Origin of the sequence: Microbacterium lacus, from assembly GCF_002812805.1 — a bacterium.
Taxonomy (GTDB): Bacteria; Actinomycetota; Actinomycetes; order Actinomycetales; family Microbacteriaceae; genus Microbacterium; species Microbacterium lacus_A.
On the sequence record NZ_NMUM01000022.1, the window covers coordinates 165,662 to 189,645 of the forward strand.

A 23,984-nucleotide genomic window follows, 5' to 3' on the forward strand; every position below is an offset into this window, starting at 1 on the left:
GCGTCTTGGGGTAGTCGTTTCGACTCGCCTGCGGCTCGCTCAACGACCGGTTCTGGGTAGTCGATCCGACTCGTCCGTGGCTCGCTCAACGCCTCCGGGGATCCTGGCTCGACTCCCGCGATTCCCGACAACCGCTACAGCTTCGATCGTGGAGAGCCCGAAACCCTACTCCCAGCGGTAGCCGGCGCCGCGCACGGTTGCGATGTGCTCCGGGCCGAACTTGCTGCGCAGATACCGCACGTACACGTCGACGACGTTGGAGCCCGGATCGAAGTCGAGCCCCCACACGCGGCTGAGTAGCTGCTCGCGGCTGAGGACCTGGCCCGGGTGCCGCAGGAACTGCTCGGCGAGGGCGAACTCACGAGCGGACAGGTCGAACTCCCGCCCTCCGGCGCGCGCGCGGCGGGTGAGGGGGTCCAGGCTGATGTCGCCGTGAACGACGCCGATCGAACCGGTGTTGACGCTCTCGCGCAGCCGGGAGCGTACGCGGGCGAGGAGCTCGTCGAACTTGAAGGGCTTGGCGACGTAGTCGTTGGCCCCGGCATCCAGGCCATCGACAGTGTCGCGGGTGCTGCTGCGGGCCGTCAGCATCACGACCGGTACGTTCGCACCCTGGCCGCGCAGGTGACGGAGGACCTCGAACCCGTCCATGCCGGGGAGTCCGACGTCGAGCAAGACGAGGTCGACATCTCCGCCGAGGGCGAATTCGAGCGCCGAATCACCGCTCTCGACGATCGTCGTCGTGTAGCCGGCCGCCTCGAGCCCGCGACTGACGAATGCGGAAATGCGCGGTTCGTCCTCCGCGATCAGAATGTGCGTCACCCCGTTGCCTCCCTCTGCAACACCACGTCACCGGCGCGAACGGGAGACGGCAGCAGCTCGCTGCGCCCCTGCGTGATCGGCAGAGTGATCGTGAAAGTCGCGCCGCCCCCATCGGTGTCAGTAACGGCGCACGTCCCCAGATGTGCCTTCGCGATCGCATCGACGATCGCCAGGCCCAACCCCGATCCCCCCACTGTACGGTGATCTGCGCGCGCGAAGCGATGAAAGATCCTGCGTCGGGCCGCCGGCGGGATTCCCGGTCCGTGATCCCGCACCCACAGATGCACCGAGTCGATGTCGAGGGTGCTGCCGATTTCGATCGGAGAGCCTTGCGGCGTGTACTTCGTGGCGTTGTCGGCGAGCTGGAGCCAGGCCTGCAGCAGGCGGTCGTAGTCGCCCTCTATGACGCCCCGGGCGATGCCCGCGACGCTCCAGCTATGTCCGGGGAAACCTCCCACGAGGTCACCCATCCGCTCCGTCAGCTCGCGGACATCGACCAGCGAAATTTCGAACTGGTCGCCCTCGGCGGACGAGAGCAGGTCGATGTCCTCGACCAGGCGTGTCATGCGATCGAGCTCGGCAATGCCGATGTCACGGGTGCTCGCGACATCCGCCGGGTTTGCGACATCCATCATCTCGAGGTGTCCGCGCACGATCGTGATCGGTGTCTTGAGCTCGTGGCGCACGTCATCGAGCAGCTGGCGCTGGTTGTCCATCGACCCCTCGAGACGGTCCAGCATCGAGTTGACCGTGCGGCTGAGGTCGGAGATGTCGTCGTTGCCGTCGGCGGGGATGCGCGCTCGCAGGTCGGTCGGCGTGATGGAATCGGCGGTCTCGCGCATGCGGCGGATGGGGGAGAGGATGCGTCCGGCGACGAACCATCCGACGATGCCGATCGCGGCCAGCGTGGCGAGCGCGGCGGCCGTGTACGTCAGGAGCGACAGGGTCACGGGCTCGAGTTCGCGCGTGACGTCCACGGCACGGATGTAGACACCGGTCCGCTCGTCGCCCGGCTGGCTGACCGGGACGGCGACGTAGCGTAGATCGGTCGAGCCGATGCTCGCACTGGCGATGACGGCCTGATCGGCAGGCTTCGCGGTCACCACGGCCTCGGCGACGAAGTCCGGGTCGTCGGCGATCTGCTGGCTGAGGGTGTTGGCGCTCCGGAACGCGATCCTGCCGTCGATGACGGCGATGGATGCTTCGTTCCGGCCCGGGATCAATCGGGAGACGGCGGCGCGCAGGTAGGCCTCGAGGTCGGTGAAGTTGTCGGGGGTGTCCTGCGCGCTCGCGACGGCACCGCTTTCGACCACGACGCGCAGCTCGTCGACCTGGTCGAGCACATCGATCTGCGAGATGAGTCGTTCATCGATGTCGGTGAGGGTGCGATCTCTCTGCGCGAGGAATGTCACCCCACCGACGATGGTGAGGCCCAGAGCCGCGACGGCCAGGATGGCGCCGACGATCAGCGCCCTCGCCGGAATCGGCCGCCGCTCGCGTGTCATGCGCTCATTATCCGGCCCCGCGGCACTCCGGTGTGCGCAGGGAAGGAAGCTCTCATCCGGGGTGGGTCATGGAGAGCAGGTCGAGCTTCTCGTCCAGCTGCTCTTCCGTGATCTCGCCGCGCGACACGTAGCCGAGGTCGACGACCGCCTCGCGAACCGTGATGCCCTTCGCGACCGAGTGCTTGGCGATCTTCGCCGCGGCCTCGTATCCGATGAGCTTGTTGAGGGGCGTCACAATCGACGGCGACATTCCGGCGAACGCGGCGGCACGGTCGAGGTTCGCCTCGAGGCCGTCGATCGTCTTGTCCGCCAACACGCGCATCGTGTTCGCGAGAAGCCGGATGGATTCCAGCAGCGCCGTGCCCATGACGGGGATCGCGACGTTGAGCTCGAAAGCACCCGAGGCGCCCGCCCAGGCGATCGTCGCGTCGTTGCCGATGACCCGCGCGCAGACCATGAGCGTTGCCTCCGGGATCACCGGATTGACCTTGCCGGGCATGATCGAGGAGCCGGGCTGCAGATCGGGAATGTGCAGCTCGCCGAGGCCCGTGTTGGGTCCCGAGCCCATCCAGCGCAGGTCGTTGTTGATCTTCGTCAGCGACACCGCGATCGTGCGGAGCGCTCCGGATGCTTCGACCAGGGCATCGCGGTTGGCCTGGGCCTCGAAGTGGTCGACCGCCTCCGTGATCGGCAGACCGGTCTCGGTCACGAGCAGCTCGAGGACCTTCTGCGGGAAGCCGACGGGCGTGTTGATGCCCGTGCCGACAGCGGTGCCGCCGAGGGGAACCTCGGCGACGTGGGGGACGACGGCCTGCACGCGCTCGATCCCGAGACGGATCTGACGGGCGTAGCCACCGAACTCCTGTCCGAGGGTGACCGGCGTGGCGTCCATCAGGTGTGTGCGGCCCGACTTGACCGCACCCTTCCACAGTTCGGCCTTCGCCTCGAGCGCGACGGCGAGGTAGTCGAGCGCCGGGATCAGGTCGTTCAGGAGTTCCTCCGTGACCGCGACGTGCACCGAGGTCGGGAAGACGTCGTTAGAGGACTGCGAGGCGTTCACGTGGTCGTTGGGGTGCACGGGCGAGCCGAGGGCGCGGGTCGCAAGCGTTGCGAGCACCTCGTTCATGTTCATGTTCGTCGACGTGCCGCTGCCCGTCTGGTACACGTCGATGGGGAACTGATCGGCCGCTCCTCCGCCGATGACCTCATCCGCGGCGCCCGCGATGGCGTCGGCGATGGCACCGTCGAGTGTGCCGAGCTGTTTGTTCGCGAGCGCTGCCGCCTTCTTGATGCGCGCGAGAGCGACCAGCTGTGCCGGGTCGAGGCTGTCGCCCGAGATCGGGAAGTTCTCCACCGCGCGCTGCGTCTGCGCGCCGTACAGTGCGGCTGCGGGAACCCGCACCTCACCCATCGTGTCGTGTTCGATGCGGTACTCGATGCCAGCTTCGGTGCCGGCTGCGGTATCAGTCACGTCTTCGTTTCCTCCGGGTCTCAGGCGTCCGCGTCCATCGCGGCGCCCAGCAGGACGTCGGGCACGGCCGTGCCCTCGGCAAGTCGGTAATTCGCGCCCACGATGGCCAAGCGGCCCTCGGCGACGGCTTCGCTGATCAGTTCAGAAGTGCGCAGCAACTCGGTAACAGTGGCCCGCAGGTGCTCGCGTCCCACGGCCTCGGTGTCGATCGTCGCGGGGGTCACACCCTCTGCGGCACCGGCGGCGAGAACGCGGCGCGCGGCGGGAACGATCGGGGCGATCTGGCGCCACACCTGGGCGGGAAGTGCCGGGGCGTCCACGCCCGTGCTGTCGATCGCGGCGCGCACGGCGCCGCACTCGTCATGGGCGAGCACGACGATCAGCGGCACCTCCAGAACGGCGACGGCGTATTCGAGGCTGCCGACGACCGAATCCGAGATGACCTGGCCCGCGTTTCGCACCACGAACAGGTCCCCGAGGCCCTTATCGAAGATGATCTCCGCCGCGAGGCGCGAGTCCGAACAGCCGAACAGCGCGGCGCGGGGCTTTTGCGCGGCTGCGGTCTGGTGGCGGCGTTCGACGTCTTGACGGGGATGCCGAGGCTCGCCGGCAACAAAACGCGCGTTGCCGCGCAGCATCTCGGCCCAGGCGCGTGCGGGCGTCGGGGTATCGCTCATCGACTAGCTCCCTGGAGTTCCTTGACATCTGAAGCCACGATCGTCGCCAGTTCGGCGGCCTGTTCGGGGCTGACGGCGCCGTACAGCAGCACGTAATCGGCGCCCGCTTGTGTTCCGAGCGCATATGAGATGTTCGCAGCGCGACTGGGGTCCGCCGGTTCGAAGACGTCCCACTCGACGCCTTCGATCTGCAGTGTCTCCGTGGGTGCGGTACCGGCGAGGGCGCTGCGTGCCCATACTTCGTCCGTGTCGAAAGCCTGCGCGAACCGGATGAAGCCCTCATCGTCGGGCACGTAGGCGATCGACCAAGACGATGACCCCCCGTCCGATGACCCGCCGTCCGATGACAACTCGGCGATGTTGACGCGCCAGTCGGACGGAACGGCGGGGACGATGACGCTCCGGCCCAGGCTTTCCGACGCCTGCTCGGCAATCGGAGCCGGGTCGATACTCTCCCGCTCGGGCAGTTCGCCTCGCGGAACGCCGAAGATGACGATGAAGACGACGACGACGGTGACGATGATCGCCGCGATCAGGTTGCGAAACGTCTGGCTCGACCGGTAGACCCGCGACGACTCCGCCTTGCGTGCCGCGGTCTCGTCGGGCGTTTCGGGCCGGCCGAGCTCGGCGACCACACGCTGCGGATTGCGCTCCGGCGTCATCCCGCGTCACCGCCGGCTGCGGGCGCATCGGTGGATGCGGAGGCGGCGTCCAGACGCTGCTTCGCGCCGAGCAGCCAGTCCTCGCACCGGCGGGCGAGCGCTTCGCCGCGCTCCCACAGCCTCAGCGACTCTTCGAGCGTTGCCGAGCCCTGTTCGAGGCGGGCGACGACCTGTTGTAGCTCGTCACGTGCCTGCTCGAAAGAGAGCGCGCTGATATCGGCTCCCTGCTCGGTCATACGTCCATCCTACGGCGCGCGATCACGGCTCTACCTCGCCGAGAGAGGTGGCGGCGAACCGTCCGCGGGCGACGGTCACGCGGGCCTCGGCGCCCTGCGGCGCACTCGCCGCGTCTCGGACGATCTCGCCGGCGACCTCGACGATCGCGTAACCGCGATCGAGGGTGTGCTGCGGGCTCAGCGCGCGGAGCCCGGCGCGCAGCTCGGCCACGTCCGTCGTGCCGCGGGCGAGTGCCCGGGTTGTCGCCGCGCGCCCCCGCGCGAGATGCTGCTCGATCGAGGACGCCCGATCCTGAAGCATCCGTTCGGGTTGCCTGAGCACCGGACGCGAGCGCAGCTGCTCGAGGTGCACGCTCTCATGCTGCAACTTCTGGGCGACGCGAGCGGCCAGGCGACCGCGCACCTGGCGCACGATGGCGAGTTGCTCGGCGACGTCGGGGACGATGCGCTTCGCCGCGTCGGTTGGGGTGGATGCTCGCAAGTCCGCTACCTCGTCGAGCAGCGGTCGATCGGCGTCGTGCCCGATTGCGCTCACGACCGGCGTGCGCGCTTCGGCCACCGCACGCAGCAGGCGCTCGTCGCTGAAACCGAGGAGGTCCTGGAAGTCGCCGCCGCCGCGCGCGATCACGATGACGTCGACCGCCGGATCGTCATCGAGTTTGCGGAGCGCCGCGAGGACGGACGGGACGCACTGGTCGCCCTGCACGGTGGCGTGTTCGACGCGGAAGCTCACGTGCGGCCAGCGCAGTTCGGCGTTTCGCAGCACGTCCTTCTCGGCATCCGAATTCTTCGCCGTGATGAGTCCCACCAGATGGGGCAGGAACGGCAGGCGACGTTTGCGGCCGGGATCGAACAGTCCCTCGGCGCGAAGCTTCGAGCGCAGGCGCTCGAGGTTTTCGAGCAAGTCGCCGAGACCGACGTGCCGGGCGGACGAGACGGTGTACGACAAATCGCCCGACTTGACGCGATATTCGGGTTTGGCGCAGACGACGATGTGATCGCCCGGCTTGATGTCTTTCGGCAGTCGGTCGCGCACGCGCGACCAGATCGTGAGCGAGATGACGGCATCGCCCTCGAGGTCGCGCAGGCGAGCGAAGGTACCGACGTTCCGGACGTTCCACTCGGTCACTTCGCCTTCGATCCAGGGCGAACCGAGCTTCGCGACATAGTCGCGGACGACCGTGCCCAGGGCCGAGACGGAGCACGGATGATCGGGGCTCGAGTCGCGCGGGTGCACCGTTCCGCCCGGAGGGGCGAATGCCGGGCCCGTCCCGCTCAGGGCTGTCGAAGCGCTCGTGCTGAGCGGTGTCGAAGCATCCGTCATCTGGGTCCTCCCGGCCGGGGCGCAGCTAGGCCCCCGTAGAATCGAGGAGTGAGCACCCCCGTCGTCCGCATGCCCCTGCCCCGAGTACCGGGCCGCGCAGGGCGTCTTCAGGATATCCCGGTCAACGGACACAAGAGGGTGCTGCTGGCTGCGCCCCGTGGATACTGCGCGGGTGTGGATAGGGCGGTCATCGCCGTCGAGAAGGCTCTCGAGCGTTTCGGCGCCCCGGTGTACGTGCGCAAGCAGATCGTCCACAACGTCCACGTCGTCACCGAGCTCGAGGCGGCCGGAGCGATCTTCGTCGACGAGGTCGATGAGGTTCCGCCCGGCGCCCACATCGTCTTCAGCGCGCACGGGGTTTCGCCCGCCGTCGTGTCGGCCGCGGCCGACCGCGGACTGCAGGCGATCGACGCCACGTGCCCCCTCGTCACGAAGGTGCACCGCGAGGCCGTGCGCTTCGCCCGCGACGACTTTGAAATCCTGCTGATCGGTCACGAGGGTCACGAAGAGGTCGAGGGCACCGCTGGCGAGGCTCCCGACCACGTGACGCTCGTCGGTTCACCCGAAGAAGCCGACACGATCGAGGTACGTGACCCGTCCAAGGTCGTGTGGCTGTCGCAGACGACCCTGTCGGTCGACGAGACGATGGAAACGGTCCGGCGCCTCCGCACCCGATTCCCGCAACTGCAGGATCCGCCCTCGGACGACATCTGCTACGCCACCCAGAACCGTCAGGTCGCGATCAAGAAGGTCGCGCGCGGCGCAGATCTTGTCATCGTGGTCGGTTCGGCCAACTCCTCCAACAGCGTTCGCCTTGTCGAGGTCGCCCTCGAATACGGCGCGAAGGCCGCGTATCGCGTCGACTATGCCGACGAGATGCGTCAGGAATGGTTCGACGGTGTGGAGACCGTCGGCGTCACGAGCGGAGCATCCGTTCCCGAAGTCCTCGTAGACCAGGTGCTCGCCGACCTGGCGACCGCCGGCTACCGCGATGTCGAGCAGGTGAAGACGGCCGAAGAAGACCTGATCTTCTCGCTCCCCAAGGAGCTCCGCCACGATTCGTCGGGCCAGCGCGACGAGCGCGCGCTCGGCGGCCGGGGGACCACCGCGTGACGGGCGCAGCGCCCGACCGGCCGGCACGCCCCGAATACGGCGAGTACGCCACGCCCGAAGAGCAGCGGGCGCGTATCCAGCAGCCGGATGCCACGCATGCGCTGTCGTCCGGTCAGTCGCTGGACGCCCCGGCGGCGCCTGTTCCGCCCGCTCCGCCGTACGGTTCGGCATCGACGACACCCCCGGCGCTGCAGCCGGGCGCTCCCGCGCCCGTGGTGCCGGAGGCATCCGGTCCCGCGCGTCCCGTTCGACGCCCGCGCACGGTCGATCGCATCGCCACGTTCGCGCTGCTCGGCTACGGGCTCTTCAACGTTCTGACGTCCATCCCGGCCTTCACCGAGTACTCCACCTACGCGAACACGCTGCTGGACATCATGGGTGTCGACGCAGAATTCAGCGGCGGGGGTCGCGGATGGGGTCTCGCCGCCGCGTTCGTGCTCGGGCTCGGGTGGCTCCTGACCGCCACGCTGACGTGGTTGAACCTGCGACGCGGGCGCATCACCTGGTGGATTCCCCTCGTCGGAGGGGTCGTTTTCACCCTCACCGCGAGCGTGCTGCTGATGGTGCCGCTGTTCAGCGATCCGACGATCTGGAACGCGCTGGTCGGTTCGGTCGGCTGATCCGCTCGAGCCGCCTCGGCGCCTCGATGTCCCACTTTCCGGGGTGTGTGTCCCAATTTCTCTCGGCAAGGGGGCGGCATACAGCGCAATAGTGGGACATGGCTCGGAGGCGTGTCCCAGTTTGGCTCGGTTTGAGGGCGCCGTATTGCTGAAAAGTGGGACATGCGGTGGATTGGTTTCCTTACGATGGGCGGATGCCTCGCGTGCTTGCCGTCTGCGTCGTCCATCAGCTGCGACCCGAAGCGGGCACCGCGGGCGTGACCGCTATCGACAAGCGCCCGGTCGCGCGCGGCGCGAAGGTCGGCCCCTACGGCGTCCGCGGCGACGTGCAGGCCAACCGCAAGCACCACGGCGGACTCGACAAGGCCGTCTACGCGTACGCCCAAGAGGACGCGGCGTACTGGGAGCGTGAGCTCGGCCGCGAGCTGCCGCCCGGCTGGTTCGGTGAAAATCTGCGGGTCGAGGGCCTCGACGTCAATACGGCGCGCATCGGTGAGCGCTGGCGCATCGGAGACACGCTGGTGCTCGAAGTGACGATGCCACGCACGCCGTGCCAGACCTTCGCCCGCTGGCTCGGCGGATCTGACGAGCGCGGATGGGTCAAACGTTTCTCCGGGGAGCGCCGCCTCGGGCCGTACCTTCGTGTCGTGCGTTCGGGTGTTGTGCGGCCGGGCGATGAGATCGAGGTGGTCGCAGCGCCGGAGGGCGCGCCGGGACTGCTCGACGGGTACCGCGCACCGGCCTGAGCGGTCGGGGTCGACGATTCGACGGGGCGGGACTAGAGGCCGAACGCCGCGGCGCGGTCGACGACTCGCTGCGCGCGAGCGATGGCCGGCGCATACGATCCGTCCGCCGATTCGACGGGTGTCTGCGCGAGCAGGTCGAGCGCTTCACGGATCGCCTGAGGGGAGGGCGAGAGGCCCTCGTCGATGACCGCGGCATGCTCGTCACGCAGCAGGAGCTTGCCTGTCATACCCATGTCGGAGGCGTGGCGCGCTGCGGCGAGGACGGCGGCTGGGTCTCCCGCGGTGGGCCCGTCGATCGGCGCGGGAATGCCCGCGGCCGCGCTCGCGACGACGAGCCGTGCGCGTGGCCACGACAGCACGAGCTGGTCGTCCGCCATACCGGTGTCGCGGCGGAAGTCGCCGGTGCCGAAAGCCAGGCGGAACGTCGACGGGTGGGCGGCGATCGACGAGCAACGCTCGAGCCCCACGGCTGATTCGATGAGCGCCACGATGCGTGTGCCTCTGGGAAGCAGGGCGGCGGTCGCGTCGATCTGCGTTGCCGATTCGGTCACGGCGAGCATGACACCCGCGAGGCCGGGCGCGGCCGCCGCCATCGCCAGATCGGCTTCCCAATGCTCGGTACCGTGCGCGTTGATGCGCACCCACGCGGGGGAGTGGTCGAGGAACGCCGCCGCGGCATCGCGCCCCTCGTCTTTGCGCGATACGGGAAGGCCGTCCTCCAGGTCGATCACGAGCGCATCGCAGGCGGTGATGTCGAGCACTCCGAGAGGTGAGCGCAGCATCCACGAGCGGGCGAGGTCTGCGGGCACTCTCAGGCGCGGGGAGGGGTGCGATGCGGTGCCGATCATGTCGTCCTGTCTCATCGTCGAAAGGGGCGGGCGTGCCCCGACACGGCGGCGACGCACGTTAGATCATGCTGCGTCGAGGACCGGGCCGGAGGTTCTGGTCATTTCGGTCGCGGACGTCGTGGAACGACGGATGCCCCGGCCCCGATCCTCGTGAGGAGTCGGCCCCGAGGCATCCGGTCGTTCAGATGCGGGGGATCAGCCCTGCGACTTGCCCGCGGAACCGAGCTGCTGCGTTGCCTCGACAACACGCGCGGCCATGCCGGACTCGGCGACCTTGCCCCAGGCACGGGGGTCGTAGGCCTTTTTGTTTCCGACCTCGCCGTCGATCTTGAGGACGCCGTCGTAGTTGCTGAACATGAAGCCCGCGACCGAGCGCGTGAACGCGTACTGGGTGTCGGTGTCGATGTTCATCTTGATCACGCCGTTCGAGACCGCGAGGGCGATTTCTTCCGACGTCGAGCCCGATCCGCCGTGGAAGACGAGGTCGAGGGGCTTGGGTCCGGTGCCGAACTTGGCGGCGATGCCGGCCTGGATCTCGCCGAGCAGCTCGGGACGGAGCTTGACGTTGCCGGGCTTGTAGACGCCGTGCACGTTGCCGAAGGTGAGGGCGGCGATGTAGCGGCCGTTCTCGCCGAGGCCGAGGGCCTCGACGGCCTTGGTCACATCGGCGACGGTCGTGTACAGGGCCTCGTTGGACCCCTCGTGCTGGACGCCGTCTTCTTCGCCGCCGACAACACCGATCTCGACCTCGAGGATCGCGTTGATGTTCTTCATGCGGGGGAGGAGTTCTGCCGCGATCTCGATGTTCTCGTCGAGCGGCACGGCCGATCCGTCCCACATGTGCGACTGGAAGATCGGGTTGCGTCCGGCCTTGACTTCTTCTTCGGAGGCCTCGATGAGCGGGAGCACGAAGCCGGGGAGGGCTTCCTTCGGGCAGTGGTCGGTGTGCAGGGCGACCGTGATCGGGTAGCTCTTCGCCACCTCGTGGACGAAACGGGCGAACGCGAGCGCACCCGTGGCGCGGGCCTTGACGGTCTGGCCGGCGAAGTAGTCGGCGCCGCCCGTGGTGACCTGAAGGATGCCGTCGGACCCTGCTTCGGTCAGGCCCTGCAGGACGGAGTTGATCGTCTGCGAACTCGAGACATTGATGGCGGGATAGGCGAAGCCTCCAGCCTTGGCTCGATCCAGCATGTCGGCGTACTGCTCGGGGGTGGCGACGGGCATCGAGGTGCTCCTTAGGAATCGGGAGGGTGCGGCTCTCACAGATCGGGAGGGTGCGTATTCACTCTAGCGAAGCCCGCCTCTCGACCCCGGAGACGGCGCCATGGATCGGTTGGTGCAGCGCCCCCGGACGGACGCGATCAACGAGCGCTCGCCTGCGCGGCTTGCGCGACGGTAAAGAAGCGCGATTCCTTCGCGCGGGAGGCCAGGAAAGCCCGGCGAATTCCGGGACCCCGTCGTTAGGCTGGCGACATGGTCAGCATCACCGGCGACATGAGCCCCCTTCATCCCGATCGAAATCTCGCCCTCGAACTCGTTCGCGCGACGGAGGCGGCCTCCATTCGAGCGGTGCCGTTTATCGGCCGCGGAGACAAACTCGCCGCGGACGCCGCTGCCGTTGACGCGATGCGAGCCTTCTTCACGACGGTGAACTTCGACGGCGTCATCGTGATCGGCGAGGGTGAGAAGGACGAAGCGCCCATGCTGTTCAACGGCGAGAAGGTCGGCAACGGGCGCGGCCCGCAATGCGACGTAGCCGTCGATCCGATCGACGGGACGTCGCTGACGGCCGCCGGGCGGCAGAACGCGCTCTCGGTCATCGCGGTGTCGGACCGCGGCACAATGCTCGACGCGTCGTCGGTGTTCTATATGGACAAGCTGGTGACGGGGCCCGCGGGCGTGGGTGTGGTCGACATCCGTCTGCCGATCGGTGAGAACATCCGCCTGCTCTCGAAGGCGCTCGGAAAGCCGATCGACGAGATGGTGGTGTCGGTGCTGAACCGGCCCCGACACGAACAGCTCATCGCGGACATCCGTGCGGCCGGCGCCGGAACACGCCTGATGTCCGACGGCGATGTCGCGGGCGGGATCAACGCGGCGCGGCACAACGCCCGCACCGACATGTGTGTCGGTGTCGGCGGCAGCCCGGAGGGCATCGTGACGGCATGTGCCATCAAGGCGCTCGGCGGACACATCCAGGGTCGGTTGTGGCCGCGCGATGACGTTGAAAAGCAGAAGGGCGCGGATGCCGGGCTCAAGACGGACGGATACGTCTATGAGGCCGACGAGCTGGTCACGGGAGACAACACGATCTTCGTGGCGACCGGCGTCACCGACGGGCAGTTGGTGGCGGGTGTGCGGCGCGAGGGCGACTTCATCTACAGCGAGAGTGTCGTTCTGCGCGGCCGTTCCGGAACCCTTCGGCGCATCACTTCGGAGCACCTCACGTCCAAGTGGCTGTGACCCTCAGCCGCACGCGGCTGTGACCCTCAGCCGCACGCGGCTGTGACCCTCAGCCGCACGCGGCTATGACCGAGACGGCTCCCGTGGGCCGCGGTGCCAGCCGGTTCTCGGATCGGTCTGGCAGAATAGGGCGTGCCAGTCAGCGTTGACGGTGGTCCATCCACAGCACACACGGGACGGTTTTGCATGACTGCACAGGGTTTCACGGCAGTTCAGGGCTCCCCAGCGGCGCCCAATTCGACGGCAGTTCCCGGCTCAGCACCGGGTTTTGCGTCGACCGCTGCTCACCCGCAGACCGGTGCCCAGGCCGTCGTCGCCGATGCGATCGACCCCGCCCGTCGCCAGGACGTGTTACTGCGCGTACGTCGAGAAGAGGGCCACGAGGTCAGCGCTTGGTGGCTCGTCGGCGCATTCGTCGTCATTTCGGGCACCGTTGTCGCCCTCATGAGCCTCATTCCTGGCGGGGGATCGTAAGCCGATCTCGCAACTCTCCGACGTCGGCGAGTGCGACCGGCGTGTGGGTGCCGGTGTCTTCGCTGTCGTCTACGGAGCGATCGGCGGCATCCGATTCGTCGTCTTCGACAGAATCCAGCAGTTCTGCCGCGGTCAATGACCGGGGCGTCGTGGTGATCGAGGTCGCCTCGGGTAGCAGCCGGGTGTCGTCAATGCCCGGGAACTGACGCGCGGTCGCCAGCACGCGCGTCTCGAGCGAACCCGCGAAGCGGTTGTAGCTCTCGACCGTGCGCTCGATCGCGCGACGGAGCGAGTCGGCATGCCCGGCGAGGGCACCGAGCCGCTGGTACAGGGTCGATCCGAGCTCGAACAGCCGCTTGGCCTCGGCCGAGACATCCTGTTGCGTCCACGAGAAAGCGACCGTCTTGAGCACGGCCCAGAGATTCACCGGGGACGCCAGCGCGACCCGTCGGGAGAAGGCGTAGTCGAGCAAGGTCGGGTCCTCGTCGAGCGCGGTGGCGAGCAGCGATTCGTTCGGGATGAAACAGATCACGAACTCCGGGCTCGACTCGACACCCGTCCAATACGCCTTCTTCGCGAGTGCGTCCACGTGTGCACGAACGGCTCGTACATGCCGCTGCAGGAGGGCCTGGCGACGCTCGGCCTGCTCGCCGGTCGCGGTGACGGGGATCGCGGATGCCTCGAGGTACGCATCGAGCGGGACCTTCGCGTCGACCGGCACCGACGCGCCGCCGGGCAGTCGGATGACCATGTCCGGCCGGCCGGTTCCGGCATCCGTCGTCACCGAGGTTTGGATCGTGAAGTCGACGTGACGCGTGAGTCCGGCCGCCTCGACCACGCGGCGAAGCGCCGTCTCGCCCCAGACGCCCCGTGTGCCGTTCGAGCGCAGGGCGCCGGCGAGCGACTCGGTGGTGCGCCGCAGCTGCTCGTCGGACTCCAAGGATTGACGCAGCTGAGCCGAGATGGCCCCGTACTGAGCGCCGCGCTCACGTTCGAGGTCGACGACCTGCCGCTGCATCCGATCGAGCGACTCCTGCACGGGCGCGAGGGCGCGCAACACGGCCTGGTCGCGCCGCTCTCGTTCGGCCCGCTCGGCATCGGCGCCGCGCTGAAGCTGGAGCTGCTCGCGCAACCCCGCGACGAGGGACTCGGCTCCGGTCGTGCGGGCGCGGAGTGCGGCCATGTCGGTCTGCGCACGAGCACCCCGCGCGAGCCAGCCGACGAGAGCGCCGACGACGAGCGCCGCGAGCAGTCCGAGAAGGATCAAGATGTCCATGCGCCCATGGTCGCAGGGGGGTGCGACATCGCCCGGAGCGCCGCGCGCCTCGTGCTCGCGGATCGGACGAACCCCTCAGGCGACGGCCTCAGGCTACGGCGGCCTCGAGAGCAATCGGGGCGAAGGTCGGGCCAGGCGAGACGGGCGCCGGCGCCGATGGCTCGAGCCGACCCACCTTGATGCCCGCGAGTTCGGCCAGGTGCGAGACATCCGTCACTCCGTGCCGCCGCGCGGTGTCGATGACGATGTGCGCGCACGCTTCGGCGTCCGCCGTCGCGTTGTGGTGCGCGAAGTCGGCAAAGCCGGCTTCAGCCGCGGCCACCGGCAGCCGGTACGAGTCGAGCACGTACGACTTGCGGGCGAGCTGCAGCGTGCAGAGGTAACGGTAGGGCGGGCAGTCGTCGCCCGTGGCGGCGCAGGCTCGGCGCAGTACGTTCATGTCGAACCCGGCGTTGTGGGCGACGAGCACATCGGCGCCGGCGAATGCGCAGAGGGCGTCGAGTTGGTGCGTCCACTCGGCCGCGCCCGCAACATCCTCGACCCGGATGCCGTGGATGCGCGTGTTGAACGGATTGAACTCGTCGTGGCCCGCGGGCGGGCGGATCAACCACCCGGCCTTCGCGACGACCCGGCCGGCACGGACCCGGACCAAACCGACGGCGCACGCAGACGCGGGGCTGGAATTCGCCGTCTCGAAGTCGATGGCGGTGAAATCCAGGGGCACGACCCCACCCTCGCGCGGCCGGAGCCGCGGGGGGCGGAGGCGCGCCGGGGTCGGCGAGGAGGCCCGGCGTGTCGCGCGATCTGGCTTGACGTGGCTGATGGGTTTCGGCGTAAATCTGAAAGGAATATTGAGCGCGAGAGGCCGCCTGAGGGTCGATACGGCTACCACGGCAGGCGATATTCCTTTCAGATTTACCGCCGACCCCGGCGAGTCCGGCGGGGTCGCGCTTCGGACGCCCGACGTAGGCTCGGCGCATGAGCGATCGCGAGCAGATGTCGATGTCGTTCGGGCGTGCCGCCGCAATATACGAGGCAGGTCGCCCCGAGTACCCCGCGGCGGCGGTCGAGTGGATGCTCGAGCCCGTCGTCGCTCGTTCCCCGCTGCGCGTCGCCGACGTGGGCGCAGGCACCGGCAAGCTCACGCGCGCCCTGCTCGCGGTAGGGGCCGAGGTGGTCGCCGTCGACCCCGACCCTGCGATGCTCGACCAGCTGCGCGCCGGGCTCCCCCACGTGCGGACCGTTGAGGGACAGGCAGAACGGATGCCGCTGCCCGACGCATCCGTCGACGCCGTGGTGCTCGGCCAGGCGTGGCACTGGGTCGACCCCGACGCCGGCTCGCGCGAGATCGGGCGCGTCCTCACGCCCGGCGGGGTGCTCGGCCTCGTCTGGAACATCCGCGACGAGCACGTGCCGTGGGTGGCGCGCCTGACCGAGATCATGCACGGCAGCAACGCCGAGCAGCTCATCGCGGACGGGGGCCCGCGCGTAGCCGAGCCGTTCGAGGCCCTCGAGCGCCGCGAGTGGACGTGGACGCGGCGGATGTCTCCCCAGGCCGTGCTCGATATGGTCCGCTCACGCAGCTACGTCATCACGGCAGAGCCCGAGGAACGTGCGCGCATCGAGCGCGAGGTGGCCGATCATCTGGGGCAGCATCCGTCCCCCGAAGCCGACGGCTCGATCGACATGCCGTACGTGACGCACGCCTTCCGGGCTGTCCTACGCGGCTGAGCGCACGGGCCCGGAGGATTCGTCCGGCCCGCCGCCGTAGACTCGATGCCCGTGGCTCTCACTATCGGCATCGTCGGCCTGCCCAACGTCGGCAAGTCCACCCTCTTCAACGCACTGACCCAGAACGACGTGCTCGCGGCGAACTATCCGTTCGCGACGATCGAGCCGAACGTCGGGGTCGTGAACCTGCCCGACCCGCGTCTGACGAAGCTCGCCGAGATCTTCGGTAGCGAGCGGATCCTGCCCGCGACGGTCTCGTTCGTTGACATCGCCGGTATCGTCCGCGGTGCGAGCGAAGGGGAGGGTCTGGGCAACCAGTTCCTCGCGAACATCCGTGAGGCGGATGCGATCGCACAGGTCGTCCGCGGATTCACCGACGACGATGTCGTGCACGTCGAGGGCTCGGTCAACCCGAAGAACGACCTCGAGACCATCAACGCCGAGCTGATGCTGGCCGACCTGCAGACGCTCGAGAAGGCGATTCCGCGTCTCGAGAAAGAGGTCAAGGGCAAGAAGGCCGACCCCTCGGTGCTCGAGGCGGCAGTCGCGGCGAAGGATGCCCTCGAGCGCGGCGTGTTGCTGAGCCACTCGGGCCTCGACCTCGCGGCGATCAAAGAGCTCGGCCTGATGACCTCCAAGCCCTACATCTACGTCTTCAACGTCGACGAAGCCGTGCTGACGGATGCCGCACGGCTCGCCGAGCTCGCCGCCCTGGTCGCGCCTGCCCGTGCCGTGTTCCTCGACGCGAAGATCGAGTCCGAGCTGATCGGCCTCGACCCCGAGGACGCCGCCGAGCTGCTGGCATCTACGGGTCAGGACGAGTCGGGCATCGACCAGCTCGCGCGCATCGGCTTCGACACGCTCGGCCTGCAGACGTACCTGACAGCGGGTCCGAAGGAGTCGCGCGCCTGGACGATCGGCAAGGGCTGGAAGGCACCGCAGGCCGCCGGCGTCATCCACACGGACTTCGAGAAGGGCTTCATCAAGGCCGAGGTCATCTCGTTCGATGACCTGGTTGCGACGGGGTCGGTGCTCGAGGCCCGTGCGAAGGGCAAGGCGCGGCTCGAGGGCAAGGACTACGTCATGCAGGACGGCGACGTCGTGGAGTTCCGCTTCAACAACTGACCAAGACAGCGGAGCTGACGATGAAATCCGTCGCCATATTCGCTACCCTAATCGCGGTGGCATGCCACCGATTGCACTTCCACGTGAAGAGTCACGTGAATCATTGCGGAGAGGCCTGATCACATCAGGACATGTCCGGATGGGGTGCGGCGCGAAGATGCGCCGACTTCATTCTGCCGATGCCAGGCGTCGGCCGACGAGAGGACATGAGATGCCGTCGAAAGACGAAAAAAACCTGAAGAACGTGATGGACAAGATCGCGAGCGTGGAAGAGCCGCGGCGATCGGTGATGCAACGCGTGCACAGCATCATCGTGACCGCAGCCCCGACCTGAAGCCGCGGATCTGGTACGGGATGCCCGCCTACGCGACGTCGGCCAGCGCGCCCGCGCTTGTGACGCTTCGCAACGACGAGCGGTTGAATCTCGCCCTGACGGAGAAGGTGCCCTTTCGCGCCGCAGGCGGCCACGACGGGAATTTGATGCCGGCGGCGTGGTACTTCGAGGACGTTGACGAGGCCACGGAGAAGCGCATCGTCGAGATCGTCCGTTCGGTCGCCGACTGAGCGTGGACAAGAATCGCCTCGGCTCGCTCTGAGCGGCTCGCGCGTCGGGCGGGTGGCAACCGGTGATGTGACCCCCCCCGTCGTGCGCCGTCACGCGGTAGCCTGCGACATGGGAAACGTCGAGCGACGGTCATCCGCGTACGAAGCCGGGCGCCGGTTGCGTAAGCGTCTGCCGCGGCGAGAATTGGCCAAGCTGGTCCTTCCCGCCGACCGGGATCCCTTCGCCATTCTCGAAGAACAGCACGCGTCGAGGCTGAAGGATCTCGTGCCCGTGCGGGTGGGACGGATGCTGCAATCGCCGTTCGCGTTCTACCGGGGTACGGCGGCGGTCATGGCGGCCGACCTGCGCCGTGCGCCCACCACCGATCTCGAAGTCGTCTCCTGCGGCGACGCGCACATCTCGAACTTCGGTTTCTTTGCCTCGCCCGAGCGCGCGCTCGTCTTCGACCTCAACGACTTCGACGAGGGCGGCGTCGCGCCCTGGGAGTGGGACGTGCGCCGGCTCAGCGCGAGCGTGCACATCGCCGGGCGCTACATCGGCTTGAGCGAGGACGCATGCCGCGCCGCGGCCTTCGCGGCGGCCGATGCATACCGCTCGACGTTGCGGGACTACTGCCGCCTGTCGACGCGGGAGCGCTACTACACCCGGGTCGATATGTCTTCGGTCGCGCGTCACTTCGGGGAGGAAGGCGAGCAGACGGTCCGCAAAGCGGCGAAGAAGGCCCGCGCCCGCACGTCGGAGCGGCTCCTGCAGCGCCTGACGACGATCTCGATCGACGGCGGCATCCGCATCGTCGATCAACCTCCCGTCCTGCGCCACGTCGACCACGCGACCCTGGGCGAGGTCACCGACCTGTTCACCCAATACCGCGCGACCTTGCGCGAAGACATCGCGTTCCTGCTGGAGCAGTACCGCGTGGTCGACTTCGCCCTGCGGGTCGTCGGTGTCGGCAGCGTCGGCACGCGCTGCTACCTGATCGCCGTCGAGGGTCCCACCGGCGACATCCTGTTCCTTCAGGTGAAGGAGGCCCCGCCGTCGGTCCTGTCGACGTATGGGGGTCGGCGGTCGCTCATCCCGGGTCGCCCCGGTGTGACGGACTTCATCGAGGGTCACCGCGTTGTGGCTGCCCAGCGGATCCTGCAGGCGAACTCCGACCTGTTCGTCGGATGGATGCGCGGCTGGGCCGGTGACGCCGCGGACCGCTATCGGGTGGACTACTACTGGCGGCAGTTCCGCGACATGAAGGGGTCGATCGACCCGGCCACGCTCAACGCCGATCAATTCCGCTCATACAGCGCGCTGTGCGCGGCACTCCTGGCTCGGGCGCACGGGCAGTCGCCCGCCTCGGCCGCGATCGTGGGCTACCTCGGCCGATCAGACGAGTTCGCCGAGGCGACGGCGGCATGGTCGGCCGCCTACGCCGATGTCGCCGAGGCCGACTTCGAGCTGCTGCGTCAAGCGGTTGCGTCCGGACGCCTCCCGGCCGAGACCGGCGTCTGAGCCGGGAGGGCCGGAGCGGTCCGCTTCGCCAACGGAACCGTCTGATCACACGATTCCCGGACTACGGTGGAACCCACCCCCGCGAACCGCGCCATCGAAGGAGATCGACATGGCCAAAATCGACATGGCCAAGACCAACAACGCCAAGCTCGACACAACCAAGGTCAAAGAGGTTCTCGCCCAAGGTGTCAAGGTCGTCGCAGAGGTCAAGGCGGTCTCGGCAGGCGCCAAGGTGGGCCTCGCCGTCGTGGGCGTCCTGCAGGTGGTGTTCGCGTTCCTGGCGTTCTGGGACCTCGCCCGGCGGGACGCGGACGAGGTCGTCGGCCCCAAGCCGGTGTGGATTCCGGTGATCCTGGTTAACTGGATCGGCCCCGCCGCGTACTACCTCTTCGGCATCCGTCACCAACGCTGACGCGGACAAACGACGGAGACTCGGGCCACCCAGCTGGCGGTTCGTCGTCGCGCTCGGCGATACCCTGGTTAGCTGGAAACAGAGGAGCCACGACGATGACCGAGACCCAGATCTTCGAACCCGACGGACGCGCGATTCCCTTCGCCGCCGAAGGAGAGGGCCCGGCCCTCGTGCTGGTCGCCGATCGCGGGTCGGACATCGACGCACTCGGCTCGCTCGCTCACTCGGTGGCGCAGGAGGACTTCCGCGTCGTCCGGATCGGCCTCAGCGATTCAGCGGAGAAGACGGATGCCGTGGGTGGCACGGCTCGTGATCTCGCCCAGGACGTCGTCGACGTCATGGACCACCTCGGTATCGAGGACGCCTGGGTCGGCGGGCACGCGTTCGGCGGTTCCGTCGCGCGTCGGGTCTCGCTCGACCACCACGCGCGGGTGAACGGCGTGCTGCTGCTCGGCGTCGAGGCGGCGGATGTCGCGCCGCCGCTGGCCGACGGACTGCCTGTTCTCGTCGTTCAGGGCACCGAGGATGATGTGACGCCCCCGGCCAACGGCGAGGCGTTGCAGGCGTCCGCTCCGGGTCTCGTGAGTGTCGTCCCGATCGAGGGCGGCGGACACCTGTTCCCCACCACTCACGTCGGCGCGACCTCGTGGGCCATCGAGGACTACCTCGACTGGGACTAGACCGGCCCAACCAGGCCGCGGTCAGGCCTCGTCGGCCCGGGCCAGCCACTCCGCGAGGTGCGTCGCCGTCGCGCCGTCGCCCCGTGCGACCTCCCGGGGTGTGCCGGTCGCGACAACCGTCCCGCCCGCATCGCCGCCGCCCGGTCCCATGTCGATGACCCAGTCGCTCGCAGTGATCGCGGACTGGTCGTGTTCGACGAGCACGACCGAGTTGCCCGCATCCACCAGCTGCTGCAGCTGATCGAGCAGCAGCTCGACGTCGGCCGGGTGCAAACCGGAGGTCGGCTCGTCGAGCAGGTAGAGAGCGTGACCGCGGTGCGCGCGCTGCAGCTCGGTCGCGAGCTTGATGCGTTGCGCCTCGCCACCGCTGAGCTCGGTCGCGGGCTGACCGAGGCGCAGATAGCCCAGGCCGACCTGGCGGAGCATCTCGAGGCTGCGCGAGGCGGGCGCTGAGTCGGAGAAGAACTCCGCGGCATCCGCCACGGTCATGCCCAGAACATCCGCGATCGACCTATCGCGATACGTCACCTCGAGCGTCTCGGCGTTGTAGCGCGCGCCGTGGCAGGTGTGGCAGGGCGCGTATGTGCCGGGCAGGAACATCAGCTCGACCGAGACGAAACCCTCGCCCTGACACGTCTCGCACCGCCCACCCGCGACGTTGAACGAGAATCGGCCCGCGCTGTAGCCACGCGATCGGGCCTCGTCCGTCGCGGCGAAGATCTTGCGGACGACATCGAACATGCTCGTGTACGTCGCGAGGTTCGATCGCGGGGTCCGTCCGATCGGGCGTTGGTCGACGACCACCAGCCGATCGAATGCCTCGGCACCCGAGACCGCCTCGATGTCGACATCGAACGTGGAATCGTCGGGATCCTCTGGCTCCGATCCGAGGCGATCGCGCACCACCTGGGCGAGCACCTGCGTCACGAGCGTGGACTTACCCGAACCCGAGACGCCTGTGACGGCGGTCATGACTCCGAGGGGGATGTCGGCGGATGCGTCGCGCAGATTGTGGCGGGTGACGCCACGCAGGTGCAGCCAGCCGTGCGGTGTGCGGGGCGTGCGCTCCTCCGGCGACGCCGCCCGGAACAGGTAGCGACCGGTGACGGATGCCTCGACCTCACGGAGTCCCTCGACCGGGCCGGAGTAGACGACGTGTCCGCCGGCCTCGCCTGCCGCGGGTCCGATGTCGACCACCCAGTCAGCGCGCCGGATGACGTCGAGGTCGTGTTCGACGACGAAGAGCGAGTTTCCGGAGTCCTTGAGTCGCTCCAAGACCCGCAGCAGCGGCTGCGCGTCGGCGGGGTGCAGACCCGCGGACGGCTCGTCGAGCACATAGACCACGCCGAAGAGCCCGGAGCGCAACTGCGTCGCGATCCGCAGCCGCTGTGCCTCGCCGGGTGAGAGCGTCGTGGAGTTGCGGCCGAGGCTCAGGTAACCGAGACCGAGGTCGAGCAGTACCTCGACGCGCGAGATGACATCGGTCGCGATGCGATCCGCGGCTTCGCCATCGCCCGCGGATGCTGCGGCATCCGCTCCCTCTCGCAGCTCTGTCGCGAGCTCGGCGAACGGAATCGCGTTCATCTCGCCAATCGAGCGCCCGTTGAACGTCACCGCTCGCGCCTCGGGACGCAGCCCGCTGCCCCCACATTCCGGGCACGGCATACTGCGGACGAAGCGCATCGCCTTCTCACGCATCCGCTCACTCTGCGACTGCCCGAGCACGTGCATGACGTGCGCCCGCGCGCTCCAGAACTTGCCGTAGTAGCCGTGGTCGACGCGACCCTCTTCGGGTTCGATGAAGACGGATGGCTGTTCGTCGGTGTACAGCAGCCAATCGCGATCCTTGCGCGGCAGCTTGCGCCACGGCTTGTGGATGTCTATGTCCAGCCCCCGCACGATGCTGCGCAGGTTCGCGCCCTGCCAGGCCCCGGGCCAGGCGGCGATCGCGCCGTCGCGGATACTGAGGGTGTCGTCGGGAACCAGGAGTTCTTCCGTGACGTCGTGCACCGTTCCCAGGCCGTGGCAGCGGGGACACGCGCCCGACGCCGTGTTCGGTGAGAACGCCTCGGCGGAGAGGTGCGACGCCCCTGTGGGGTACGTTCCCGCCCGGGAATAGAGCATGCGGAGCAGGTTGGACAGCGTGGTGATCGTACCGACCGTGGAGCGCGAGCTCGGCGCGCCCCGGCGCTGCTGCAGGGCGACGGCGGGCGGGAGTCCAGAGATCTCGTCCACGTCCGGGGCGCCGACCTGGTTGAGTAACCGGCGAGCGTAAGGGGCGACGGATTCGAAGTAGCGCCGCTGAGCCTCGGCATACAGCGTGCCGAACGCCAGCGAGGACTTGCCCGAACCCGAGACGCCGGTGAAGACCACCATGCAATCGCGGGGGATGTCGATCTCGACATTCTTCAAATTGTGCTCGCGCGCGCCGCGCACCCGCACCCAGCCGTCCAGATCGTCCCGTGTCATGTCCTCGACGGTACGCGGGTGCGCTCACCGGCGCTGGGGGTTGCGTCATGGGCGTAAAGCGCACAGCCCGGGGAATACCACGGCCGGACGCCTCGTTGCCGGTCAGGTCGGGTCGCACATCGTGGCCCGACTTCTTGTCGAAGGGCTCCATCCGTGAATTTGTTCTCCCCGCTGACCGTCGGTGACCTGACTCTTCCCAACCGTGTCGTCATGGCGCCGCTCACGCGGACGCGATCCGGCGCCGAAGGCGTACCGGGAGCTCTCGTCGCCGAGCACTACGCGCAGCGAGCGGGACTCGGAATGATCATCACCGAGGGTGTGTACCCGACCGCGGAGTCGCGCGCATACCCGGGCCAGCCCGGAATCGTCACCGACGAGCAGGTCGCGGGGTGGCGCGCCGTCGCCGATGCCGTGCACGCCGAGGGCGGCGTGATCGTAATGCAGGTCATGCACGGTGGCCGCGTCTCGCACACCGACATCACAGGGACCCCGCGCATCGTCGCACCCAGCGCGATCGCTATCGCCGGGGATGTGCGCACACCGCTGGGCAAGAAGCCGTACCCCGTGCCGCACGCGCTGACGACGGACGAGCTCGCGCAGGTTCGCGACGAGATCGTTGCGGCGGCGGAGCGCGCAATCGAGGCCGGGATGGATGGCGTCGAGGTGCACGGGGCGAACGGGTATCTGCTGCACCAGTTCCTCTCGCCGGCGTCGAACCAGCGCACAGACGCATACGGCGGGTCGCCCGAGGCGCGCGCGAAGTTCGTCGTCGAAGTGACGAGTGCGATCGCGGATGCCGTCGGCGCGGGACGCGTGGGCATTCGCCTGTCGCCGGCCCACAACATTCAGGATGCGTTCGAGACGGATGCCGACGATGTGAAGGCCACGTATGAGGCCGTTGTGGCGGGTCTCGCTCCGCTCGGCCTTGCGTACCTGAGTGTTCTGCACGCGGAGCCTGCCGGTGACCTCGTGCAGGCGCTGCGCGGGGACTTCGGCGGCACCTTCATCGCCAACAGTGGCTTCGGCAAGCTCACGACGAAGGACGAGGCGATCGACTTCGTTGCGAACGGATCGGCCGATGCGGTCGCCGTCGGACGGTTGGCCATCGCGAACCCCGACCTCGTCGAGCGGTGGCAGGGTGGTCACCCCGAGAACGAGCCGAACCCGGCGACGTTCTACGGCCTGGGCGCCGAGGGCTACACGGACTACCCGCGCCTGTCCGCGTAAGGGCAACTCGTGGGGTGCTGCCCGTGACGGGGTGCCCC

At 68.3% G+C, this 23,984-nt stretch carries 25 protein-coding genes; 13 read left to right on the top strand and 12 right to left on the bottom strand.

The genetic code is table 11. The annotated features are described in order from the left end of the window. Positions 1–165 precede the first annotated feature (165 nt). The 7 genes from CGU34_RS07105 to xseA are packed head-to-tail and all read right to left on the bottom strand — an operon-like array spanning position 166 to position 6,697. A complete protein-coding gene (locus tag CGU34_RS07105) occupies positions 166–822 on the bottom strand; it encodes a response regulator transcription factor (protein ID WP_036294715.1) in 657 nt (218 codons plus the stop codon). Continuing rightward, positions 819–2,327 (bottom strand): sensor histidine kinase, encoded by a 1,509-nt coding sequence (locus CGU34_RS07110; RefSeq protein ID WP_100813703.1) that lies wholly within the window; start codon positions 2,325–2,327, stop codon positions 819–821. Before CGU34_RS07110 ends, CGU34_RS07105 begins: the two co-directional genes overlap by 4 nt. Before the next feature lie 52 nt (positions 2,328–2,379). After that, on the bottom strand, positions 2,380–3,798 hold the full coding sequence (locus tag CGU34_RS07115) for a class II fumarate hydratase (RefSeq protein WP_081766099.1): 1,419 nt from the start codon (positions 3,796–3,798) through the stop codon (positions 2,380–2,382). Positions 3,799–3,818: 20 nt separating this feature from the next. Beyond that, entirely contained in the window at positions 3,819–4,475 is a 657-nt protein-coding gene (locus CGU34_RS07120) for a carbonic anhydrase (RefSeq protein ID WP_036294710.1), read from the bottom strand. After that, positions 4,472–5,137, bottom strand: a complete 666-nt coding sequence (locus CGU34_RS07125) for a DUF4245 family protein (RefSeq protein WP_100813704.1) — start codon at positions 5,135–5,137, stop codon at positions 4,472–4,474. Before CGU34_RS07125 ends, CGU34_RS07120 begins: the two co-directional genes overlap by 4 nt. Beyond that, positions 5,134–5,373: an exodeoxyribonuclease VII small subunit gene (locus CGU34_RS07130; protein ID WP_036294707.1), complete on the bottom strand. Its 240-nt coding sequence runs from the start codon at positions 5,371–5,373 to the stop codon at positions 5,134–5,136. The genes CGU34_RS07125 and CGU34_RS07130 overlap by 4 nt, the downstream gene beginning before the upstream one ends. A gap of 22 nt (positions 5,374–5,395) precedes the next feature. Continuing rightward, the gene (gene xseA / locus CGU34_RS07135) at positions 5,396–6,697 is read right to left on the bottom strand and encodes an exodeoxyribonuclease VII large subunit (RefSeq protein ID WP_081766098.1); all 1,302 of its coding nucleotides are present in this window, start codon (positions 6,695–6,697) and stop codon (positions 5,396–5,398) included. Between the two features lie 69 nt (positions 6,698–6,766). Between xseA and CGU34_RS07140 the strand changes: the two genes are divergently transcribed. From CGU34_RS07140 to CGU34_RS07150, 3 genes are all read left to right on the top strand, one after another. After that, entirely contained in the window at positions 6,767–7,810 is a 1,044-nt protein-coding gene (locus CGU34_RS07140) for a 4-hydroxy-3-methylbut-2-enyl diphosphate reductase (RefSeq protein WP_051512868.1), read from the top strand. Continuing rightward, positions 7,807–8,430: a DUF6264 family protein gene (locus CGU34_RS07145; RefSeq protein ID WP_036294703.1), complete on the top strand. Its 624-nt coding sequence runs from the start codon at positions 7,807–7,809 to the stop codon at positions 8,428–8,430. Before CGU34_RS07140 ends, CGU34_RS07145 begins: the two co-directional genes overlap by 4 nt. 194 nt (positions 8,431–8,624) lie before the next feature. After that, the gene (locus CGU34_RS07150) at positions 8,625–9,176 is read left to right on the top strand and encodes an MOSC domain-containing protein (RefSeq protein ID WP_036294701.1); all 552 of its coding nucleotides are present in this window, start codon (positions 8,625–8,627) and stop codon (positions 9,174–9,176) included. 32 nt (positions 9,177–9,208) lie between these two features. Here CGU34_RS07150 and CGU34_RS07155 read toward each other — a convergent pair whose 3' ends face one another. Next, entirely contained in the window at positions 9,209–10,024 is an 816-nt protein-coding gene (locus CGU34_RS07155; RefSeq protein WP_051512866.1) for an HpcH/HpaI aldolase/citrate lyase family protein, read from the bottom strand. A gap of 195 nt (positions 10,025–10,219) precedes the next feature. Then, positions 10,220–11,248 carry a class II fructose-bisphosphate aldolase gene (gene fbaA, locus CGU34_RS07160; protein WP_036294699.1) on the bottom strand — a complete coding sequence of 343 codons (1,029 nt, stop codon included), beginning with the start codon at positions 11,246–11,248 and terminating at the stop codon, positions 10,220–10,222. Positions 11,249–11,497: 249 nt separating this feature from the next. Here fbaA and glpX point away from each other — a divergent pair, with 249 nt between their 5' ends. Further along, a complete protein-coding gene (gene glpX, locus CGU34_RS07165) occupies positions 11,498–12,487 on the top strand; it encodes a class II fructose-bisphosphatase (protein ID WP_036294698.1) in 990 nt (329 codons plus the stop codon). A gap of 186 nt (positions 12,488–12,673) precedes the next feature. Continuing rightward, positions 12,674–12,961, top strand: a complete 288-nt coding sequence (locus CGU34_RS07170; protein ID WP_081766097.1) for a hypothetical protein — start codon at positions 12,674–12,676, stop codon at positions 12,959–12,961. On the opposite strand, the gene CGU34_RS07175 is transcribed toward CGU34_RS07170, so the two are convergent. Both CGU34_RS07175 and CGU34_RS07180 read right to left on the bottom strand, forming a co-directional pair. Then, positions 12,939–14,237, bottom strand: a complete 1,299-nt coding sequence (locus CGU34_RS07175; protein ID WP_100813706.1) for a DNA recombination protein RmuC — start codon at positions 14,235–14,237, stop codon at positions 12,939–12,941. The two genes, CGU34_RS07170 and CGU34_RS07175, sit on opposite strands and share 23 nt — an antisense overlap. Before the next feature lie 88 nt (positions 14,238–14,325). Then, positions 14,326–14,961, bottom strand: a complete 636-nt coding sequence (locus tag CGU34_RS07180; RefSeq protein ID WP_100813707.1) for a 3'-5' exonuclease — start codon at positions 14,959–14,961, stop codon at positions 14,326–14,328. 254 nt (positions 14,962–15,215) lie between these two features. Here CGU34_RS07180 and CGU34_RS07185 point away from each other — a divergent pair, with 254 nt between their 5' ends. The 7 genes from CGU34_RS07185 (at position 15,216) to CGU34_RS07210 (ending at position 20,250) form a co-directional block, all read left to right on the top strand. Continuing rightward, on the top strand, positions 15,216–15,968 hold the full coding sequence (locus tag CGU34_RS07185; protein WP_100813708.1) for a class I SAM-dependent methyltransferase: 753 nt from the start codon (positions 15,216–15,218) through the stop codon (positions 15,966–15,968). A gap of 51 nt (positions 15,969–16,019) precedes the next feature. Then, positions 16,020–17,093, top strand: coding sequence for a redox-regulated ATPase YchF (ychF, locus tag CGU34_RS07190; protein ID WP_100813774.1), 1,074 nt, complete (start codon positions 16,020–16,022; stop codon positions 17,091–17,093). Positions 17,094–17,304: 211 nt separating this feature from the next. Beyond that, positions 17,305–17,427, top strand: a complete 123-nt coding sequence (locus tag CGU34_RS17510; RefSeq protein ID WP_269800293.1) for a hypothetical protein — start codon at positions 17,305–17,307, stop codon at positions 17,425–17,427. Positions 17,428–17,447: 20 nt separating this feature from the next. Continuing rightward, positions 17,448–17,657: a hypothetical protein gene (locus CGU34_RS17175; protein ID WP_198517707.1), complete on the top strand. Its 210-nt coding sequence runs from the start codon at positions 17,448–17,450 to the stop codon at positions 17,655–17,657. Between the two features lie 109 nt (positions 17,658–17,766). Next, positions 17,767–19,158: a DUF2252 domain-containing protein gene (locus tag CGU34_RS07200; RefSeq protein WP_100813709.1), complete on the top strand. Its 1,392-nt coding sequence runs from the start codon at positions 17,767–17,769 to the stop codon at positions 19,156–19,158. Between the two features lie 109 nt (positions 19,159–19,267). Further along, on the top strand, positions 19,268–19,570 hold the full coding sequence (locus tag CGU34_RS07205) for a PLD nuclease N-terminal domain-containing protein (RefSeq protein WP_036294689.1): 303 nt from the start codon (positions 19,268–19,270) through the stop codon (positions 19,568–19,570). Positions 19,571–19,665: 95 nt separating this feature from the next. Continuing rightward, positions 19,666–20,250, top strand: coding sequence for an alpha/beta fold hydrolase (locus tag CGU34_RS07210; RefSeq protein ID WP_100813710.1), 585 nt, complete (start codon positions 19,666–19,668; stop codon positions 20,248–20,250). A gap of 21 nt (positions 20,251–20,271) precedes the next feature. On the opposite strand, the gene uvrA is transcribed toward CGU34_RS07210, so the two are convergent. Further along, positions 20,272–22,719 carry an excinuclease ABC subunit UvrA gene (gene uvrA / locus CGU34_RS07215; protein WP_100813711.1) on the bottom strand — a complete coding sequence of 816 codons (2,448 nt, stop codon included), beginning with the start codon at positions 22,717–22,719 and terminating at the stop codon, positions 20,272–20,274. A gap of 153 nt (positions 22,720–22,872) precedes the next feature. Between uvrA and CGU34_RS07220 the strand changes: the two genes are divergently transcribed. Further along, the gene (locus tag CGU34_RS07220; RefSeq protein ID WP_100813712.1) at positions 22,873–23,946 is read left to right on the top strand and encodes an alkene reductase; all 1,074 of its coding nucleotides are present in this window, start codon (positions 22,873–22,875) and stop codon (positions 23,944–23,946) included. Positions 23,947–23,984 lie beyond the last annotated feature (38 nt).

Excerpts from the sequence above, each read along its gene's own strand:
- CGU34_RS07150 (WP_036294701.1), top strand. The coding sequence starts at position 8,625 with ATGCCTCGCGTGCTTGCCGTCTGCGTCGTCCATCAGCTGCGACCCGAA.
- CGU34_RS07110 (WP_100813703.1), bottom strand. The coding sequence starts at position 2,327 with ATGACACGCGAGCGGCGGCCGATTCCGGCGAGGGCGCTGATCGTCGGC.
- CGU34_RS07175 (WP_100813706.1), bottom strand. The coding sequence starts at position 14,237 with ATGGACATCTTGATCCTTCTCGGACTGCTCGCGGCGCTCGTCGTCGGC.
- CGU34_RS07170 (WP_081766097.1), top strand. The coding sequence starts at position 12,674 with ATGACTGCACAGGGTTTCACGGCAGTTCAGGGCTCCCCAGCGGCGCCC.
- xseA (WP_081766098.1), bottom strand. The coding sequence starts at position 6,697 with ATGACGGATGCTTCGACACCGCTCAGCACGAGCGCTTCGACAGCCCTG.
- CGU34_RS07155 (WP_051512866.1), bottom strand. The coding sequence starts at position 10,024 with ATGATCGGCACCGCATCGCACCCCTCCCCGCGCCTGAGAGTGCCCGCA.
- glpX (WP_036294698.1), top strand. The coding sequence starts at position 11,498 with ATGGTCAGCATCACCGGCGACATGAGCCCCCTTCATCCCGATCGAAAT.
- CGU34_RS07130 (WP_036294707.1), bottom strand. The coding sequence starts at position 5,373 with ATGACCGAGCAGGGAGCCGATATCAGCGCGCTCTCTTTCGAGCAGGCA.
- CGU34_RS07210 (WP_100813710.1), top strand. The coding sequence starts at position 19,666 with ATGACCGAGACCCAGATCTTCGAACCCGACGGACGCGCGATTCCCTTC.
- CGU34_RS07200 (WP_100813709.1), top strand. The coding sequence starts at position 17,767 with ATGGGAAACGTCGAGCGACGGTCATCCGCGTACGAAGCCGGGCGCCGG.
- CGU34_RS07140 (WP_051512868.1), top strand. The coding sequence starts at position 6,767 with ATGCCCCTGCCCCGAGTACCGGGCCGCGCAGGGCGTCTTCAGGATATC.
- CGU34_RS07125 (WP_100813704.1), bottom strand. The coding sequence starts at position 5,137 with ATGACGCCGGAGCGCAATCCGCAGCGTGTGGTCGCCGAGCTCGGCCGG.
- uvrA (WP_100813711.1), bottom strand. The coding sequence starts at position 22,719 with ATGACACGGGACGATCTGGACGGCTGGGTGCGGGTGCGCGGCGCGCGC.
- CGU34_RS07120 (WP_036294710.1), bottom strand. The coding sequence starts at position 4,475 with ATGAGCGATACCCCGACGCCCGCACGCGCCTGGGCCGAGATGCTGCGC.
- CGU34_RS07185 (WP_100813708.1), top strand. The coding sequence starts at position 15,216 with ATGAGCGATCGCGAGCAGATGTCGATGTCGTTCGGGCGTGCCGCCGCA.
- CGU34_RS17175 (WP_198517707.1), top strand. The coding sequence starts at position 17,448 with ATGCCCGCCTACGCGACGTCGGCCAGCGCGCCCGCGCTTGTGACGCTT.
- CGU34_RS17510 (WP_269800293.1), top strand. The coding sequence starts at position 17,305 with ATGCCGTCGAAAGACGAAAAAAACCTGAAGAACGTGATGGACAAGATC.
- fbaA (WP_036294699.1), bottom strand. The coding sequence starts at position 11,248 with ATGCCCGTCGCCACCCCCGAGCAGTACGCCGACATGCTGGATCGAGCC.
- CGU34_RS07205 (WP_036294689.1), top strand. The coding sequence starts at position 19,268 with ATGGCCAAAATCGACATGGCCAAGACCAACAACGCCAAGCTCGACACA.